The organism is Reyranella sp. (assembly GCF_004297405.1).
GTDB lineage: Bacteria > Pseudomonadota > Alphaproteobacteria > Reyranellales > Reyranellaceae > Reyranella.
The window spans coordinates 364,426-383,583 of sequence record NZ_SCVC01000012.1 but is presented as its reverse complement, the minus strand read 5'-3'; the positions used below and the strand labels follow the sequence as shown (position 1 = coordinate 383,583).

Below are 19,158 nucleotides of genomic sequence, written 5' to 3'. Positions count from 1 at the left end.
AATTTTGCCCGATTTCCATGCATCCGTGCGACATCGAACGCGCTCATCCCTCGTGCAATCGATTGCACTAGGCCGCTCGCGGTAGGAATGCCCTACCAGGTCATGCGGAAGCCTGCGGAGATCGCGTGGGTGTCGTCGCGGCCGGTGATCTCGCCGTCGTAGCGGGCGTAGATCGAGGTCGAAGCCCCGATCTGCGCGTTGAGGCCGAGACCGACCACCGCCGCGTCGCGCAGGGGCTGGGCGCCGTAGACGGTGAAGGCCGCCGTCGGTGCCCCGGCGAAGGCCGCCGTCATCGGCCGCGCCGTGTCGGCATATTCATGGGCCCAGCCCAGCCGGATCGTGACCCCCAGCGGGCGCTCCATCCCTACCGGGATATTGGCGCCGAGATCGGCACCAATGATCGTGCGCACCGACGTCGTGTTCTGCTGCACCACGCTGAGGTTCAGCGACTGGGCGCCGGACTCGTTGAAGGCATTCTGCGACACCGCCACCGTCTGGAAGCGCACGAACGGCGTCAGCGTCGCCTGCGCCGCTTCGAGCAGGCTCACCCGGTAGCCCGCCTCGATCTGACCCAGGAACTGGTTGGCCCCGGTCTGGCCGCTGGCGATGCGGGTGGCCAGGCCGGGGATCGCCATGACCCGCTGCAGGCGGTTGTCGCTGTAGGCGTAGCCCGCCAGCGCGTCGACGTAGAGACCGCCCTGATTGAACGAGGCATAGAGCGCGGCGCTGTAATTGTCGGCATTGCCGTTGCCCATGAAGCCGTTCACCCACTGCCGGCCGCTCGAGTAGCCGACGGCCAGGCCCACCAGGAAGCGCGGGTCGAGGCGATAGTCGACACCCACGGCGGCGCCGCCGAGATTGTAGGTGAGCGTGCCGGCGTTGGTGTTGCCGCCGACGCTGCCGAAGCCGCCGAGGCCGCTGATCCAGGCGCCCCACTTCGGCAGGTCCTGGGTGTCGCAGACGATCACGCAGGCCTCGGCCAGGGCCACGCGCGTGGCGCCGGCACTATTGCCATTGCGCGCCTGCGCCACCTGCTGGCCGAGCGCGTTCATGAACACCAGCGAGGCGCCGACGTTCACCGTGCCGAATCCGGTATAGGGCTGGCCGCTGATCGTGTTCAGTGCCGCGGGACCCTGTTGCGTATCGAGAGATGCCAGCGCCGTCAGCACCGTTGCGAAATCCCCGGTCGCCGTCGGCGAGGCGGTGTCGAGGGCCGTACCGACGGCGAACTGATTGCGGGTCTGTGCGCCCGAGGCGAAGGCGCTCGCTGCCTGCTCCAGCAGCAGATAGACGTTGTTGGCGTCGTAGCTCAGCGTCGGCGTCAGGAAGGCGAGATTGCTGGTCACACCGCTGTAGGTGCCGGTGAGACCGCCCGTGGCCGTGACGATGGTGTAGGTCGTGTTGCGCTGATAGGTGCCCGATGCCGCCAGCACCTGCACCGTGGCGCCGCCGCCGATCGTGGCCGTGCCGCTAGCCACGATCTTGTCGCTCTGGCCGCTGCTGTTGACCTCGACCTGATAGACACCGCCGGTCTGGCTGAAATTGCCGGTGACGTTCAGCGTGCCGATCGAGTTGCCCGGCGCCAGCGTGCCGCCGTTGCTGGCGAACTGGCCGATGATGGTGCCGCTGCCGCCGACCATGCCGCCCGGCCCGACCACGACGCTGCTGGTCAGGCTGCCGTTCACCGTCAGCAGGCCGGCCGACACCGTCGTGCCGCCGCCCACGACGTTGTTGCCCGTGAGGATGAGTTGTCCGGCGCCGGTCTTGGTCAGGCTACCGGTGCCCGTGATCGCGCCGGCATAGGTCCCATTGGTCGCTTGGTCGAACACCAGGGCGGCATTGTTCACGATGTTGCCCTGCAGGCTGCTCGCATTGCCTTGCAGGGTCCCGCCGTTGATCGTGGTGCCGCCCGTATAGGCATTGGTGCCGCTCAGGATCAGCAGACCCGTTGTCGACACGTTGAGGCTGCCGGTGCCGATCATGTTGCCGGCGTAGCTGCCACTGGCGCCGGTGAAGACGACGGCGGCATTGTTGACGATGTTGCCCTGCAGGCTGGTCGTCGTGCCCGTCAGTGTGCCGCCCGACACCGTCGTGCCACCGCTGTAGCTGTTGGCGCCGGTCAGCGTCAGGTTCCCGGCCCCGCTCTTGGTCAAGCCGCCGGTGCCCGACAGGATGCCGGCATAGGTGCCGTCGGTGCTCTGGCTGAACACCACCGCAGCATTGTTGACGATGTTGCCCTGCAGGCTGGTCGTGTTGCCGGTCAGCCTGCCGCCCGACACCGTCGTGCCACCGCCGTAGCTGTTGGCGCCGGTCAGCGTCACGTTGCCGAAGCCGGTCTTGGTCAGGCCGCCCGTGCCCGACAGGGTGCCGGCATAAGTGCCGTTCGTGTCCTGGTCGAACACCACCGCGGCGTTGTTCAGGATGTTGCCCTGCAGGTTGGTCGTCTCGCCCGTGAGCGTGCCGCCCGACACCGTCGTGCCACCCGTGTAGGTGTTCGTGCCGGTCAGGGTCAGGTTGCCCGAGCCTGCCTTGGTCAGACTGCCCGTCCCCGACAGGACGCTGCCATAGCTGCCGTCCGTGCTCTGGTCGAACACGACAGCGGCGTTGTTGACGATGTTGCGCTGCAGGCTCGACGTCGTGCCCTGCAGGATGCCGGCCGTCACCGTCGTGCCGCCGGTGTAGCTGTTGGTGCCCGTGAGGATGAGTGTCCCGGTGCCTGTCTTGGTCAACCCACCCGTGCCGGAGATCGCGCCCTGCAGTGTGAGCGTATTGCCGTTGGTGTCGAACGTCCCGCCGGGTGTCGTCAGCGTGATCGGCCGTGCGATGGTGAAGCTCGCCGTCGCCTGGATCGTGCCGCCGACCACGGTCAGCGTCGTGCCGGCCGCCCCGAAGGCGCTGTCGGAACCCGCCTGCACCGTGCCGCCGCTGATCGCCGTGCCGCCGGTATAGCTGCCGCTGCCCGTGAGCGTCACCGTACCGGGCCCCATATAGGAGATGCTGCCGCTGCCGCTGATGTTGCCCGCGAAGACGACATTGTCGGAGCGGTTGAAGGCCAGCACGCCGTTGTTGATCACGTCGCCTGCGATCATGCCGGTGGTGCCGCCATTGCCGAGCTGCAGGATGCCGCCCGTAATGATCGTGCCGCCGGTGTAGGTGTTGTTCGCCGTCAGGATCAGGGTCCCGGCGCCCGTCTTGGTCAGGTTACCCGTACCCGACATCACCCCGGCATAGGTGCCGCTGGTCGTCTGGTCGAACACCACCGCAGAGTTGTTGACGATGTCGCCCTGCAGGCTCGTCGTGTTGCCGGTCAGGATGCCGGCCGACACGGTCGTGCCACCGCTGTAGCTGTTCGTGCCGGTAAGAGTGAGGTTGCCACCCCCTGTCAGGGTCAGCGCGCCACTGCCCGACATGTTGCCGGCGTAGGTGCCGTTGCTGCTCTGGTTGAACACCACGCTGGCATTGTTCTCGATGTTGCCCTGCAGGCTCGTCGTCGTGCCCTGCAAGGTGCCGCCCCACACCGTCGTGCCGCCGGTATAGGTGTTGGCGCCCGTCAACGTGAGCGTGCCGCTGCCCTGCTTGACCAGCGAACCGCCCCTGCCGCCGTTAAACCCATCGTCGGCGATCACGCCGGCGAAGGTCGTGCTGTTGGCCGTGCCGACCGTCAGGCTGTTGCCACCCAGAAAAATGGTCGAGCCGGCATCGCCGTTCAGGTCCTGGATTGTACGGGCACCATTGGCGCCGGAGATGTCGAAGCTCGCGCCGATCCCTGTGAGAGAGACGCCGCTCGACGCGGCAATGCTGCCGTCGTCGTAGAGCATGAGCGTCGCGCCTGCCCCGATCGTCGTCGCGCCGGCATAGCTGTTGACCCCGGCCAACGCTTGCGTGGCATTGGCCGCGAGCGCGAGGCCGCCGTTGCCCGAGATGATGCCCTTGAAGGCGCCGCTGCTACCGGTGACGGTGAGCGTCTGGCTGCCCAGCACGACGCGGCCGACGCCAGCGCTGGTCGTGTCGTACAAGCCACCGACCGTGGCGCCGCCGGTGGTGCCCGAGATATCGAAGGTCGCCTCGCCGGCGGTGCTCGGCGAGAAGGCCACGTAGCGCGTGTCGGTGATCGAGCCCGCCCCCGTCAGCACCAGGCTCGCCCCCTGGTAGATCCGCGTGATGCCACCGTAGGTCGACATGCCCGACAGCGTCAGGGTGCCCTCGATGATCGTCAGCGCGCCGCGCGTGACGCCGGCGCCGGCATCGACCATCGACCCGGAGAAGGTGCCCGTGGCGGTGCCCACCACCAGCTGGTTGCTGCCGAGCCTCACCGTGCCGCCGCCGGCCAGGTCGGTGACCAGGTTTTCCAGATTGTCGCTGCCGCTGATGTCGAAGGTGGCGCCGCTTGCCACCGTGAGGCTCGAGGAGCCGATGCCGCCCGAACCCACGATCGCGAGCGTGCCGGCGTTGATCGTCGTCGCTCCGCTGTAGTTGCCGTAGCTCGCGAGCGTCAGCGTGCCGCTGCCCTGCTTGGTCAACCCGCCAGTGCCGGAGATGCTGCCGGCGAAGCTCGTGCTGTTGGCCGTGCCGAACGTCAGAATGTTGTTGCCCAGCACGACGGACGTGCCGTCAACACCGGTGAAATCCTGGATCGTCTGGTCGCCGTTCGCACCGGAGAGGTCGAAGGTTGCTCCGCTCGCCGTGAGCGCGACGCCGCTCGACGTCGCGATGCTGCCGGCGCCCACCAGCGCCAGCGTGCCGGCGTTGACCGTCGTCGCGCCGGAGTAGCCATTGACGTCGGCGAGCTCCAGCGTACCCGAGCCCGTCTTCGTCAGCCCGCCCGTACCGGAGATTGCGCCGAGCACGGTCAGCGTGTTGCCGTTGGTGTCGAACGTGCCCCCGGGCGTTGTCAGTGTGATCGGCCGCGACATGGTGAAGGTCGCCGTCGCCTGGACCGTACCGCCGACTATGGTCAGCCCCGTACCTGCCGCACCGAAGGCGCTGTCGGAGCCGGCCAGCACCGTACCGCCGGTGATCGCCGTTCCGCCCGTGTAGGTGCTGGCCCCCGTCAGGGTCACCGTGCCGGAGCCCATGTAGGCGACGCTGCCGCTGCCGCTGATATCACCTGCGAAGGTGATGTTGTCGGAGCGATTGAAGGCCAGCACGCCGTCGTTGACCACGTTGCCCGCGAGCATGCCGGTGGTGCCGCCGTTGCCGAGCTGCAGGATGCCGTCGGAAATCGTCGTGCCGCCGCCGTACGTGTTGTTCTGCGTCAGAATCAGCGTGCCGCCGCCCGCCTTGGTCAGACCGCCGCCGCCGCCGATGACACTGTTCTGCGTGAAGGTTGTGCCCGTCGCGACATCGAACGTGCCGCCGCCCGTGCTCAGGGTCGTCGCGCGGGACATCGCGATGTTCGCGGTCGTCTGCAGGGTGCCGCCAGCAAGGGTCAGCGCGCCACCGGCTGCACCGAGATTGGTGTCCTGCGAGATCGAGAGCGCGCCGCCGTTGACCGTCGTGCCGCCGCCATAGGTGTTAGTGCCCGACAAGATCAGCGTGCCGCCGCCGGTCTTGGTCAGCGACCCTGTTCCCGACATCGCCCCTGCAAAGGTGCCGCTGGTCGCCTGGTCGAATACCACCGCGGCGTTGTTCTCGATATCACCCCGCAAGCTGGTCGTGTTGCCCTGCAACGTGCCGGCACTCACCGTCGTACCGCCGGTGTAGTCGTTGGTGCCGGTCAGGATCAGCGTGCCGCTGCCCGTCTTGGTCAGACCGCCGCCGCCGGAGATGTTGCCCGCGAAGGTCGTGCTGTTGGCCGTCCCAACCGTCAGGCTGTTGCCGCCCAGCACGATGAACGTGCCGGCGACACCGGTGAGATCCTTGATCGTGCGGTTGCCGTTGGCACCGGAGATGTCGAACGTCGTGCCGATGGCCGCCAGGTTGACGCCGCTCGACGCGGCGATGCTGCCATTGCCCGAAAGCGCCAGAGTGCCGGCGTCGATCACGGTCGCTCCGGCATACCCGTTCGTGCCGCTCAGCGTCAGCGTGCCGGCGCCCAGCTTGGTGAGCCCCCCTGCACCGCCGATGTCCGAGGCAATGGTCGCGGCGAAGCCATTGGTGTCGACCGTGCCGCCACCGGCACCGAGCGTTACGGCGCGCGAGGCCGCCAGATTGAAGCCCGCCATGAACCGCAACGTCGCGCCATCGATCGTCAAGCCACCGCTGGCAGCGCCGAGGTTGGCGTCGGCCGAAACGGCAAGCACGCCGGCATTGATCGTTGTGCCGCCTCCATGGGTGTTGGTGCCGCCCAGCACCAGCGTGCCGGCGCCGGTCTTGGTCAGTCCGCCGCTGCCGGCGATGCCTCCGTTCTGCGTCAGTGTCGTACCCGTCACGACATCGAACGTGCCGCCACCCGCGTTCAAGGTCACCGCACGGGACGTCGTGATATCCGCGGTCGTCCGCAAGGTGCCGCCGCCGAAGGTCAAGGTGCTGCCGGTCGTGCCGAGATTGCCATGCGATGATATCGAGATCGTGCCCTCGTTTATCACGGTGCCGTATCCGTAAGTGTTGGCACCACTCAAGGTAAGGGTCCCGCTGCCCGTCTTGATCAGGGCGGCTGCACCCTCGATGACACCTGCGAAGCTGGTGTCGTTGGCCGTCCCGACGGTCAGGTCGTTGCTGCCGAGCGAAACCAACGTACCGGCGACACCGCTCAGATCCTTGATCGTGCGGCTGCCGCTGGCTCCCGAGAAATCGAGTATCGCGCCGGCTCCGTTGAGCACGACCCCGCTCGACGAAGCGATGCTGCCGCCGAGCCTGACGTCGAGCACCGCGCCCGCCCCGATCGTCGTCATGCCGGCATAGGTGTTGACGCCGCTCAGCAGTTGCCGGGCATTGTCGGCAAGCACCAACCCGCCGCTGCCCGAGATAACGCCTCTGAAGTCCTCCGCGAGGTTGCGGGAAATGGTAAGCGTGCGATCGCCGAGCACTACGGCACCATCGCCGCTCGCGTCGCGTAGGCCGCCGACCGTCGCGCCGGCGGCCGTTTGCGCGATGTCGATGGTCGCGCGGCCCAATGTGTTCGGCAGGAACTCGACATAGAGCGAACTGGCGATCGAGCCGGTGCCCTTCAGCGCCAGCGTCGCCCCCTGATGGATCTGCGTCTTGCCGCTATAGGTCGAGACGCCGGAGAGCGTCAGCGTGCCGTTGCGGAGTTCGAGCGTCGCGGCGGCGGTACCGTTCATCACGCCCGAGAACTCGCTCGAGGCGCTCATGACCGAGAGCCCGTTGCCGCCGAGTTCTACCGTGCCGGCGCCGGCGAGATTGCGGATGGGGTTGTAGCTGGTTCCAGCGCCGCTGACGTCGAACGTCGCACCGGACGCGACCGTCACGCCGCTCGACGCGAAGAGGTTCCCCGCGCCCGTCAATGCCAACGTACCGCCGGTGATGGTCGTCGCGCCCGTGTAGTCCTGGATCTGCGTGAGGGTCAGCTTGTTGCCGCCGGCCTTGGTCAGCGAACCGCCGAGGCTGGTGCCACCCACGACATCGGTAATGACGCCGGCGAACGTCATCACGTTGCCCGCGCCCACCGTCAGGGTATGGGCGCCCAGCACCACCTTCGTGCCGGCAACGCCGCTCAGATCCCCGATCGTCCGGTTGCCGCTGGCGGCGGAAATATCGAAGGTCGCGCCGGCAGCCGTGAGCACGACGATGCCCGACACGATGCTGCCTGCACCGGACAGCGCCAGCGTGCCGCCCTCGATCGTTGTCTGGCCGCCGTAGGTGTTCGCAGCCCCCAGCACAAGCGTGCCCGCGCCGCTCTTGGTCAACCCGTAGGCGCCTCCGATGACCCCGTTCTGGGTGAGCGTCGTTCCCGTTGCGACGTCGAAGAAGCCAGTCAAATTCAGCGTCGTGGCGCGAGACATGGTGATGTCGGCTGTCGTCCGCAGCATGCCGCCGCCAAAAGCGAGAGTGCCGGCGGCCGTGCCGAGATTGGCATTGCTGGAAATGGAGAGGACACCGCCGTTGATCGCCGTGCCGCCGCCGTAGGTGTTCGCGCCACCGAGCGCCAGCGTGCCGTCACCGATCTTGGTAAGGCTGCCGCTTCCACCGATGACGCCGTTCTGGGCCAGCGTTGTGCCGGTCGCGACATCGAAGATGCCGCCCGCATCCAGGGTCGTGGCGCGGGACATGGTGATGTTGGCCGTCGTCCGCAGCACGCCGCCGCCGAAGATCAGTCCGCCGCCAGCGTTACCCAGGTTGTTGTTCGCTGCAATCGAGATCGTGCCGTCGTTGATCGTCGTGCTGCCGTTATAGGTGTTGGCGCCGGATAGCGTCCAGGTGCCCGTCCCTGCCTTTACGATCGATCCGGTGCCGTAAATCGAGCCACCGAAACTCGTCGACAAGTTGTTGCTGCCTACGGTGAGCTGCTGAAAATTGAGGTTCACCTGCCCCTCGGTGCCGGCGATGGAGCCAATACCGCCATTCGTTTGAAGTAACAGTTGGCTCGTTGCGCCGACAAGTGTGAGTTCGGCCTGTCCGCCGGTTCCGGTCACGATGCGCACATCCGAGCCATTGCTCGCCGTTATCTTCGCATTCCCAAATGTCGCGCCGGACCCGTTAACAGCAAGAGTGCTGTTGTCGAGGTTGATGATCGCCGTGCCGGCCGTGGATGAACCTTGGAGGGCAAACATTACGCCACCGGCCAGGGAGAATGTCGCGTTACCAGCAGTCGCAGAATTATTGAAGAAGTAAGTACCACCAGTGAAGGTCTGTACGTTCGAGGAATTGTTGACGATGCCGCTACCGTTGAAGATCATCCCGCCGCTGAAAGTATAGGCTTGGGCCAGACTGTCGAAATGGAACGTATGGACGAAGCCTGCGCCAGAGAGGTCGACGGTCGATGTTCCCGTCGCTCCGAATGTCGCTGTTCCCGTAAAACCGGGTGCCGCCCCTCCCGTCCAGTTGCTCCCGAGAGCGTATTGGCCGGTCGCTCCCAGCCAAGTCTGCGCGGCAGCCCCAAGCGGCGTCAGCGCCGTAGCGCCCAAAAGACACGCAACCGCCATCCGCGCCTTGCGCGCCATATTCACGCTACGCATTTTTCCCACCACTCCCAAACCCACCACAGGTTTGGCGGGGATTTAGCACGTCAACTGTAAAGTGTCTTGTCCAATACAACTAAAGCGCGCTGGCATGAAGCTGGTGTCGATCACCGCTGCATTCGAGCCCGCCGTCGCGCAGACGCGAGGTGCTTACAAGAGCTCGACCTGCGAGGCCGACGTGCGGGATATGCAGATGCCGCGCCGACGTATCGAAGCGCCGGTGAGGTTGACGCCGCCGCTCGACGCTGCAATGCGACAGGAGCCCTGCTCCAGAAAATCCCGCTACAAGGTCTTCAGGTACTCGATCAGGTCGCCACGCTCAGTCGGCGAGAGACCTCGCCCGATGACACCGGGCGGAAGTTTCCTAACGTCCGTTTCGGTTCCCTCGAAGGAATGGCCGCGATTGCTGTTCGCAAGCTCGGTCGTATCGAATGTTGTCAATCCCTGCGCGCAGGGCAGCGACTCCGGTGCAAGTCCAACATCCTTGGGATCGAACTGCCGGCTGCCGACGCAGAATTCCTTAGGCCGCTGCAAATTTACTGCTCGCAGCCGCTCTCTCCCGCTTAATGCCGGTGATAGCGGGCGGTCGCCCAGCTCAAGCTCTACGCCAGGGAACGAGTCATTTAGGAACGGCCGAAGGTGCGTCTGTGCCCCAGCACTTAAACGGCGAGACCAGGACATGCAGGAAGATCGCAGCTAGCCGCCCAGGAAATTGCTGAAGCTAAGGCCTTTCGGCAGGAGTTTGGAGGCCGGAGCCGGTGCAACCGCTATGCCGAAGTGCGCTGCCGAACGCACATCGCCTGGGCTGACGCCAAATTCTCGCCGAAAAACTCGGCTGAAGGTCGATGCATCGGAAAAGCATAGAATCTCAGCTATCTCTTGGATCGCCTGGCTGTTCGAGACGTCCGATAGAAGCACAAAGCTCTCCGCGAGCCGGCATCGCTTGATATAGTTCGCAACGCCACCTGCCTGTTCGAGCACGCGATAGAGCTGCGAGCGCGACATACCTGCTTCACGGCAGAGCCTATCGGGACCGAGCGAAGGCGAGCGGAGGTTCCTGCGAACCACCTGCCGCACCCTTTCCATGAATGTGAGCTGGATCTGGCGAGACGCGGCGGCCATCGCGTCGGGAGTGGGAGCCAGACAAACGCCAAGCATGGCCTGGATCGCAGCTGGAAGCCTCGCAGCATCCTCGGACGAAAGGTGCGGCAGGCTGCGCTTCAACAACATCAAGTAGTCGGCGAGCAATTGGCCGCGTTGTGTATCCAGTGTGCTCGCTACCGCCATGTCGAGTATCGTTGTCACGTCCTTGAACGAGTCCCTCGGCATGTACACCTGCAGGCGTGGCGCCGAAATACTGCGGCCGTCCAAGGCATATCCGAGAGACCACAGGAACGGCACACCTGCATCGGCACTGACGTCCTTCCCGTTTGTTGAAATCGTCATCGGACATTGCCGACAGTAGGAAAGGACCCAATGATCAATCGGACTGCGGCGCACATGCGCCGGTGTGCGAATCGCGCGGGTCGCGGGTCCGGTTGCCAACGTCATGAAGATGTCGCCGACGTTCCACACCGAGTATTCGGCAGCGAAGCCTTCCTGCTCCTCCGTTTCAGGGTGCATGTCGAACGTCGGCTGGAACCACTCAGCCCAAACTCGGGCCTGGTCTCGCACCGGAAAAGGTCGCGTTGAGAACGTCGAAGCTTCCATGACGTCGAGTCGATCTTCTCAGTAGATGCGCAAGCAGTCGCTGAACGTGCAGACCTCTGATCCCAATGGCGGATTCGGCGGGGGCGCAGGCAGGAGGCCCGCATGGGTTGCCGCCCGCACATCGCTCGGGCTGATGCCGAACTCGCGCCGAAACGCTCTGGTGAAGGAGGACGCATCCGAAAAACACAGCATCTCCGCGACCTGGCCAATCGGTAGATCGTTCCGCGCGTCGCTCAGCATCGAGAAGCTTTCCGACAGGCGCCGGCGCAGAATGTAGTGGGCCACACCGCCCTCACTCTCCAGCAGTCGGTAAAGTTGCGACCGCGACGTACCTGCTTCGCGGCACAATTTCGCCAGCCCCAGCGACGGCGAGCGCAAGTTCCTGCGGACGGTTCGCCGGACTCTCTCCATCAACGTGAGCCTGATCTGATCGCTGGCCGCCGACCGACTCTCGGCGGTCGGGGTGAGACACGCCAGCAGCATCGCCTGCACGGCATTGGCCAGGCGACTCGCAGCGTCATCGTCCAGCGTGGGCATGCTCTGCTCGAGCAGGCGGATGTAGTCGACGAGCAGCCTTGCGGCCGGCGATGTCAAGGCGAAGCCCCTGGCCGCATCAACGACAGGTGCGATGGCCTGGAAGTTGTCGCGCGCCAGGATGAGCTGGAGCCGGCTGTCCTCCCGTCTGCGATTGATGCTGATCTCTTCGCCAAAGGAGAAGATGAACGGCGTGCCTGGCGCTGCCTCGAACGTGGTGCCACACGTTGCGACGTCGCGCACGCTCTGCTTGCTGAGCGTGATCACCCAATGATCGACCGAGTTGTGACGGATGGTGGATTTCGTCCTGTTCGCGGTACTCGCGGGGGAAGTAACTTGGCTGAGTGTTAGTCCGGGAACGGTCCAGGTCGAATTGGTCGCGATGAAATCGTCGTTGCTAGGCTGCTTCGGCGTGACGTCGAAGATCGTGTCGTACCACGCTTGCCAAGCTTCCAATTGCCGTGCCTTAGGCAACTGTTGCGTCGCAAAGTGATGAGCGAACATGTCGAGCCTCGTTGAGATACGACAACCACAAGGTGTCAATGGCAGGCACCGTACGCAAGGAAAAGTGGCCCTAGGGGCCGCAGGAATGCGTCCATGCATACTTTGGGACGCTAGGCACGGTCTGGGACGAAAAGCACAGTCGTGGCGAGGCAGTTCCTGCTATGCCGATGATCTTATCGGGTTGCGGAGAGACGGACGGTGACTGAACTCGATTCCTTGCAATGCGCATGTTGCAGCCCGGTTCTGAAGAAACTGTCAGACCGTCTCTCCGGCCTCGGGCGCCGCCATTTTCTCACCGCGACCGCAGCAACCCTAGCGAGCGCCGGTCTTCCAGTAACAGTTCGGTCACAGCCTTCGGGTTCGACCGGCAAGGTGGTCTTTCGTCAGGCACGCCTGTTCGACGGCAAGTCTTCCTCGTTGCGCGACAACGTCCAGGTGATCGTCGAGGGCACGAAGATCACGGCCATCGACGCAGCCAACAACCCGCCGCCTGCGGGCGCGACAGTGATCGACTGCGGCGGCCGGGTCGTCATGCCGGGCCTGATTGATGCCCATTGGCACGCGCTGTTCGCGGCGCTGCCGGCCGCGGTGCTAACGACGGCGGATCCCGGCTACATCTTCAGCGCCGCAACGGCCGAAGCCGAGCGCACCCTGCTGCGCGGCTTCACGACGATCAGGGACGTCGGCGGTCCGACCTTCTCCTTCAAGCAGGCGATCGACGACGGGTTGATCGCGGGGCCGCGGATCTATCCATCAGGCGCGATGATCACCAGCTCGGGAGGCCATGGCGACCTGCGCATGCTGTCCGAGCTGCCGAGGACCACAGGCCAGCTCAGCACCGTGGAGAAGTTGGGCGGCGCCATGATCGTGGACAGTGTGGGCGAGATCCAGATGCGTACGCGCGAGCAATTGATGCAGGGTGCCTCGCAGATCAAGGTGGTCGCGGGCGGCGGCGTGTCCTCGCCGCGCAGTCCGCTCGACATGACGACATTCAGCGAGGCCGAGTTGCACGCTGCCGTCGGCGTCGCCAGGGACTGGAACACCTACGTCACGATGCATGCCTACGCGCCGCACACGATTCAGCGGGCCATCGCCGCCGGCGCGGCGTGCATCGAGCACGCACATCTCATGGACGACGAGACCGCGCGGCTGATGGCCGACAAGCAGGTCTGGCTGAGCACCCAACCGTTCCTCAGCGCCGACGACGCGGTCCCCTTGACGGGCCCCAGCCGCGACAGGCTCCTTCAGGTCATCGCCGGCACGAACTCCGTCTACACGCTGGCACGCAAGCACGGAATCAAGACGGCCTGGGGATCGGACATGCTGTTCTCGCCGGCGATAACCGCCCGCCAGGGCGTCATGCTCACGCATCTCGCGCGCTGGTACAGCAACGCCGAGATCCTGAAGATGGCAACGTCAACCAATGCCGAACTGCTGGCGCTGTCGAACCTGCGCAATCCCTATCCAGGGCGACTGGGCATCGTCGAACCCGGGGCTCTCGCCGATCTGCTGCTGGTCGACGGCAACCCGCTCGAGGACATCCGCCTGATCGAGACTCCCGCGAAGAACCTGCGCGTCATCATGAAGAACGGCAGGATCCACAAAAACACGCTCGGATCGTAGCCTCCACCATCTCGTCGTCGGGCCTCAGCCCATCGGCCCAACGACATAGGCGCCGGTCGCGATGAGCCGGTCGCCCTCGAGGCGGTCGAGAATTGGGACGCTCGGAACAGCATCGGGATTCCTGGCCGATGCGCGGATCGGCGTGCATTTTAGGATGCGCGAATGACCGCCACCGACATGCAGGCCGATGCCAATTCCCTCGGGGACCCGCTACGCGCGAAATCTGGATGGGTGATCGCGCTGAGCGTCATCTATGTGTTCGCCGGCCTCGTCGCGCTTTCCAGCGTCGCCTTCGCGGCAACCGTAACCGTCTTCATGGTCGGCATCATGATGGTCGTCAGCGGTGTCGCCGAGGTGATCAGCGCCTTCCAAGTAAGACCCTGGAGCCGGGCCCTACTCTGGGTCCTGATCGGCGGCTTGTACATCGCGGCGGGGATCCTTGCCTTCGAGAATCCCATGCTTACGGCAAAGTTCCTGACCCTCCTGCTCGGCCTGTCGCTCGCTGCGTCAGGTATTGCGAGAGTCGTCCTTGCGGCGACCATGAAGGCGAGCTCCTCGCGGTACGCTGTGATGATATCTGCCCTGCTGACGATCGCCATCGGCGTGGTGATCCTCCTGCATTGGCCTGTCGCGAGTCTCCTGATCCTCGGTGTCTTTCTCGGCGTGGACCTCATCTCGGCAGGTGTCAGCTGGGTCACAGTAGGCTTGGGATTGAAGGCGCGACCCTAGCGGACAAGCGTCGCGTCGGAGGCGCCACCGTCTCGACCGGTCGTATCGTAAAACCTGGAGGTGACAAATGAGCGGTATTCAAAACTCTCTCCCGAAGGTCCTCATCGGCGTTGTCGCTCTGACGATGACGTCGGCGGCCCTGGCACAGACGCAGCGCAGCAGCGTCGATGCAGCCGCCTCGAGCGGCGTGCCGGAGTTTCGTGACCCCAAGACCGGTCAGGTCTGGACGCCAGAAACGGTCGGCCAGGACGGCAGGCCGCTCACTGGCCCGGATGACAAGGCCTTCGATCCCAGCGCGCAGAGCGTGCCAGCCAAGACCGCCGAGCAGCGCGTGCGTGGCAGGCCAGTCGGATCGGTGCCGATCACGGCCGGGCCGACAGTCCCCATCGTCGTCATGGACAACGCCTCGCTCAGGGTCGTGCCGGGCCAGCGCTGGCGGGCCGTGTTGTACCTGGACAACAACAGCGGCAATCCGGTCGAGCCGGTGATCGACTGTCGTTTCACTAACGGCAGCAACACCGTGATGAATACCCGCGCGCTCGTTCAGCAGACCGGCGCCGGCGTGCGCCAGGGCCTCGCCATCTACGGTCCGAGGTCGGACGTCTTCGTCGACCGTGTGTCGTGCAGTGTGGCGTCGCCGTAAGCCCTGACAGAGGCCGCCCGCGCATCCGCCCACTCAGGTGTCAGCGGTGCGCGGGTTGCCATGGCTCTGCGATGCCTTGCTCGATGCGCTCGAGAAGATACGGGAAGAATGGATTGGATGACATGCGCAGCAGCGCATCGAGATTCAAGATCAGCACACCAAGTTCACCTCGGGGGGCGATCTCGCCGAGATGGACACCGAAGAACTCCTCCGCCTTGTCGGGCTGCATGCCGTAGAGCGAATCGCTCATCGGAAACGGCAAGGCGACATGCGACAGCGAGAAGATGCCGGGCGGAAAGGCCAGCGCGAGCGGCCGTGTGCTCTCGGTCACTGCACCGGCCTCGGTCACACGCTCGACGACGTCGTAGGTGTCGGGTGCGGCATTGGTGATGATCACTGTCCGGAACTGCCGCGGCGGATCGGCTAGGATGCGCGAGAGGACCGTCTCAGCCGCGTTGCGCAGGAGCGGACTCACGATGGCTGCGCGGTTGAGGTCGAACAAGACGAGTTCGCTGCCGTTGGACGGCAGATGGGCGTAGAGCGCCGAAAGGATCGCCCGCGTACTGACCGTGAAGTCGACGACTGACTGAAAGGTCAGAATAGGCGGTAGGCGATCGAGCCCGCCCTCGCGCGCAGCGCGGGCGATGCGGTCCTGCAGGGCGGCCGTCAAGCGGTACGATTGGCGGGCGCCGTTGACGGGAAAGGAATTGTACTTGAAGGGGTTGAACTCAGGCACGATGCCGAGCCAGGCAGCCTTGGCAAAGGCCGGTAGCACGGCGGGCACGGCGGCGATGCCGGCGAAGCGAGCGAAGCTCGTGATGCCGATCATGGGCGATATCAGGACGAGGCGGTCAGGTCGTGCTAGCCGGTCGTCCTTTAGGGCATCGAGAGTATAATTCATCGCCAGCGCGCCGCCGTTGGAGAAGCCCACGACGTGCAGTGGCTTCGAGGGTCCGGCGCGCCGGCGGGCCTCGCGTACGGCGAGCCGCGTGGCGGCGGCCCAATCCTCCCATTCGACGTCGGTCAAAGCGGCCGGGACGGTGCCATGGGCTGGCATCCTGATCGCCACTGCTACAAAACCCAGCTCGCGATAGCGGCGCGCGATGTGACGGAGACTGTACGGAGAATCGGTCAGGCCGTGCAGCAGGACAACCGCTCCGACCGGAGCCCCGTCGGGTTCAAGGATGTAGGAGCGATTCCAGTCATGGGTGAAGTTGCCGGGATAGATCGGACTTCCCGCGTAGAAACGATTGCCCAATGCATGATCCTGGGCATCGATCTTGTCGACGACCTCACGGCGCAATTCACGGAAGATCGCCTCTTCGGACCGGATGTAGGTGGACCAGTCGGCCTTGTCGATCTCGGCCGCATGCAGATCGCGCGGTACATATGTGTGCCACGGCTCTAGTGGCGGTCCGCGCTGCGAATCCCACGCCCGCATGACCAGCAGCGCCGTCGCGGCCACGATCAGCAACACCAACACCCGCTTCACGAGCCTGAACAGCTTAGAGGTCATTGCTCTCACATCGACGCACCGTCGTAGGCCGTCCTAACCGGTGCCTACCACGGCCTGTCACATTCTCGCTCTGGCCGATGGCGTCGGCGCTAGCACAGACGATCTCATGGGTCAGACAACTGGCTCGACCGCGCCGCTAAGATCCATGATACCGAGTTCCACGATGACCTGGGGCTGACGCTTCTTGACCTCGGCACGGAACATCCGCAGCGCTTCGCTGTTCATCTGCGTTTCGTAGGCCTTGTCGGTCTTGATCCGGTCCCCGTAGGCCACCGCAGCAGCACCGCAATCACGATGGGTGATGCCCACGACGCGCTTGACGTTGTGCAGCTTCACCGAGATATCGAGATTGTCCCAGAATGTCTTGTGCCAGTCCGAGAAGACAGGCGCTACGACGCCGATCGGGCCGCCGGCAATGTTGAACTGGCTGTACTGGTTCTGCCAGCCTCGGCCCGCCATGTACGCCCAAGTGTTGGTGGTGAAACGCGGATCGATGCACTTCACCAGCATCGCTTCGTAGCCCTGGTCGATGGCAAGCGCTGGCCGGACTGCGCTGGCGGCTGCAGCACCAACGGCCAGCCCAAACAGACCTCGGCGGGAAAACCCCTGCATGCACGAACACTGGGAATGGTGACGCATGTTGATGGTCCTTTTCGTTGCCTTGACCCTGCTCTGCGTCATGTTCCTTATGACGCCGCATGGAGCGTGGCGGCATCAGCCGCCGGCTGCTGATCTCATCGTACAGCCAAGTCTTTCCTGGACATCAGCTTGGGGTCCCAAGGCTATTCTCAGCGTCCCAATCCGAAGGACGCCGCAGCGAAATTCCGTGAAGAGCCCCGCAACCAGTGATAAATGCAGCGAGCACGCTGGAGGGAACGACATGCGTTGGCTTCACCTGACCGTTGTCATAGTGTTCGCTGTGGTCATCCTCGCCTTCGTTTGGCAGAACTTCGAGTTCGTCGTGGTGTCGTTTCTTGGTTTCCACGTTCGAACGCCTTTGGCCGTAATGATCGGGCTCGCCTATCTCCTGGGAATGGCAACAGGCGGAAGCCTTTGGGCATTGTTGAGACGATCGATTCACGGATCAAAGTTCACGGAGCTCAGGTGATACGTCCGGAGCGCACGAGATACGCAGACGAGCTTCCGACAAGGGCGACGACACGGGAAGTTCGATGACAATTGAGGGTCGGTGACCCTCGCCCCGGCCTGGACTCTGTTCGCCATCGCGCTTTTACGTCGAGGATTGGCTGCGCGACCGGGTACGCGTTTCCGCAGGTGAATAGCATTGCGGCGCGCGGTGTTTTGGGACACTCGAAACAGTTCGGGGACGGGCCGTCAATCAAGATGCCGCCGACTGCTCCTAGAATGCGGGCGTGAGTCCGTCGGTCGACCAGAAACTCTCGCTGCACGCCCTCATCGCCCTGGTCGTAGGGTCGATGGTCGGAGCAGGCATCTTCGCGCTGCCATCGGCCTTTGGACGCGCCACGGGCGGCTTTGGCGCGCTGATCGCCTGGACCATCGCCGGCATCGGCATGCTGATGCTTGCCTTCGTGTTCCAGAGCCTGGCACGGCGCAAACCGGAGCTCGACGCCGGCGTCTATGCCTATGCCAAGGCGGGCTTCGGCAATTATCCAGGCTTTGCCTCGGCCGCGGGCTACTGGTTCGGCGCCTGCCTCGCAGACACCGCCTGTCTGATCCTGATCAAGGCGACGCTGGGCCTGTTCTTTCCGGTCTTTGGTGACGGCACCACGCCGACCGCCATCGTCTCGGCGTCGATCCTGCTGTGGACCGTACATTTTATCGTGCTGCGCGGCATCAAGCAGGCGACGACGATCAACACCATCGCGACATTCGCCAAGATCGTGCCGATCGGCCTTTTCATTGTCGTCGCCGTCGCCGCATTCAGATCGGATGTCTTCGTGCTGAACTTCTGGGGCGACGAGGAGCCGACCTTCGGCAACGTGGCGGACCAGGCGCGCAACTCGATGCTCGTGACGGTCTTCCTGTTCGTCGGCATCGAAGGCGCCAGCGTCTATTCGCGCTATGCGAAGAGACGGGAGGATGTCGGTATTGCGACGGTGCTGGGCTTCCTCGGCGTGCTCTGTCTGCTGATCCTGGTGACGATGCTGTCATTCGGCGTGTTGGCGCGTTCGGACTTGGCGGCGCTGCCCTCTCCTTCGATGGCCGGCGTTCTGGAAGCCATCGTCGGTCCATGGGGCAAGATCTTCATCAGCATCGGGCTCCTCATCTCCGTCCTCGGCAATTACTTGTCGTGGTCTCTGCTTGCCGCCGAGGTCATGTTCTCGGCCGCGCAAAACGGCACCATGCCGTCCTTCCTGGCGCGCGAGAATGAAAGCAGGGTGCCGGCCGCCTCCCTGTGGCTCACCAACACTGTCATCCAGACCTTTCTGATCTTTTCTTGGTTCGCAGAGTACGCCTTCACCATGGCTCTCAAGATGACGAGCGCCATGACGCTGCTTCCCTACCTGTTCGTTGCGGCCTACGGGCTCAAGCTCACCTGGACCGGCGAGACCTACGAAGGCGATGGAAGGGCACGCAAGATCGACTGGGTGTGCGCTGCCATCGCCACCGCCTACACTGCAGGCATGTTGTGCGCCGGCGGGACCAAGTTTCTCTTGCTGTCTGCCCTGCTGTACGCGCCAGTCACCATCCTGTTCGTCATCGCCAGGCGCGAGCAGGGCAAGCCTGTGTTCACGCGCATCGAGTGGCTCCTGTTCGGCCTGGTCGTCAGCGTGGCGATCGGCGGGCTGTACAGTCTCACCTCGGGTGACATTTCGATTTAAGTTTGCCGCGAAGGG

At 64.5% G+C, this 19,158-nt stretch carries 9 protein-coding genes; 4 read left to right on the top strand and 5 right to left on the bottom strand.

From position 1 onward, the window contains the following. Window positions 1-92: 92 nt before the first annotated feature. From EPO50_RS11560 to EPO50_RS11550, 3 genes are all read right to left on the bottom strand, one after another. Entirely contained in the window at window positions 93-9,077 is an 8,985-nt protein-coding gene (locus tag EPO50_RS11560) for an autotransporter-associated beta strand repeat-containing protein (RefSeq protein ID WP_296344083.1), read from the bottom strand. A 699-nt stretch (window positions 9,078-9,776) separates the two neighbouring features. Beyond that, complete coding sequence (locus tag EPO50_RS11555; protein WP_296344079.1) at window positions 9,777-10,790, bottom strand: helix-turn-helix domain-containing protein; 1,014 nt, start codon at window positions 10,788-10,790, stop codon at window positions 9,777-9,779. Window positions 10,791-10,808: 18 nt separating this feature from the next. After that, window positions 10,809-11,828, bottom strand: coding sequence for a helix-turn-helix domain-containing protein (locus EPO50_RS11550; protein ID WP_296344077.1), 1,020 nt, complete (start codon window positions 11,826-11,828; stop codon window positions 10,809-10,811). 198 nt (window positions 11,829-12,026) lie between these two features. On the opposite strand from EPO50_RS11550, the gene EPO50_RS11545 reads away from it, so the two are divergent. The 3 genes from EPO50_RS11545 to EPO50_RS11535 all read left to right on the top strand — a co-directional run bounded on the left by EPO50_RS11545 (window position 12,027) and on the right by EPO50_RS11535 (window position 14,823). Beyond that, window positions 12,027-13,451, top strand: coding sequence for an amidohydrolase family protein (locus tag EPO50_RS11545; protein WP_296344076.1), 1,425 nt, complete (start codon window positions 12,027-12,029; stop codon window positions 13,449-13,451). A gap of 162 nt (window positions 13,452-13,613) precedes the next feature. Next, entirely contained in the window at window positions 13,614-14,180 is a 567-nt protein-coding gene (locus tag EPO50_RS11540) for an HdeD family acid-resistance protein (RefSeq protein WP_296344074.1), read from the top strand. 67 nt (window positions 14,181-14,247) lie between these two features. Continuing rightward, the gene (locus EPO50_RS11535; RefSeq protein WP_296344072.1) at window positions 14,248-14,823 is read left to right on the top strand and encodes a hypothetical protein; all 576 of its coding nucleotides are present in this window, start codon (window positions 14,248-14,250) and stop codon (window positions 14,821-14,823) included. Window positions 14,824-14,863: 40 nt separating this feature from the next. On the opposite strand, the gene EPO50_RS11530 is transcribed toward EPO50_RS11535, so the two are convergent. Beyond that, a complete protein-coding gene (locus EPO50_RS11530; RefSeq protein ID WP_296344071.1) occupies window positions 14,864-16,339 on the bottom strand; it encodes a carboxylesterase in 1,476 nt (491 codons plus the stop codon). A 111-nt stretch (window positions 16,340-16,450) separates the two neighbouring features. Beyond that, window positions 16,451-16,951, bottom strand: a complete 501-nt coding sequence (locus EPO50_RS11525) for a carbonic anhydrase (RefSeq protein WP_296344069.1) — start codon at window positions 16,949-16,951, stop codon at window positions 16,451-16,453. Between the two features lie 761 nt (window positions 16,952-17,712). Between EPO50_RS11525 and EPO50_RS11520 the strand changes: the two genes are divergently transcribed. Next, window positions 17,713-19,143 (top strand): basic amino acid/polyamine antiporter, encoded by a 1,431-nt coding sequence (locus EPO50_RS11520; protein ID WP_296344067.1) that lies wholly within the window; start codon window positions 17,713-17,715, stop codon window positions 19,141-19,143. Window positions 19,144-19,158 lie beyond the last annotated feature (15 nt).

What these genes read in the sequence shown, in the direction of transcription:
- EPO50_RS11525 (WP_296344069.1), bottom strand. Translation starts at nt 16,951, where the DNA reads ATGCAGGGGTTTTCCCGCCGAGGTCTGTTTGGGCTGGCCGTTGGTGCT.
- EPO50_RS11560 (WP_296344083.1), bottom strand. Translation starts at nt 9,077, where the DNA reads ATGCGTAGCGTGAATATGGCGCGCAAGGCGCGGATGGCGGTTGCGTGT.
- EPO50_RS11535 (WP_296344072.1), top strand. Translation starts at nt 14,248, where the DNA reads ATGAGCGGTATTCAAAACTCTCTCCCGAAGGTCCTCATCGGCGTTGTC.
- EPO50_RS11555 (WP_296344079.1), bottom strand. Translation starts at nt 10,790, where the DNA reads ATGGAAGCTTCGACGTTCTCAACGCGACCTTTTCCGGTGCGAGACCAG.
- EPO50_RS11530 (WP_296344071.1), bottom strand. Translation starts at nt 16,339, where the DNA reads ATGACCTCTAAGCTGTTCAGGCTCGTGAAGCGGGTGTTGGTGTTGCTG.
- EPO50_RS11550 (WP_296344077.1), bottom strand. Translation starts at nt 11,828, where the DNA reads ATGTTCGCTCATCACTTTGCGACGCAACAGTTGCCTAAGGCACGGCAA.
- EPO50_RS11540 (WP_296344074.1), top strand. Translation starts at nt 13,614, where the DNA reads ATGACCGCCACCGACATGCAGGCCGATGCCAATTCCCTCGGGGACCCG.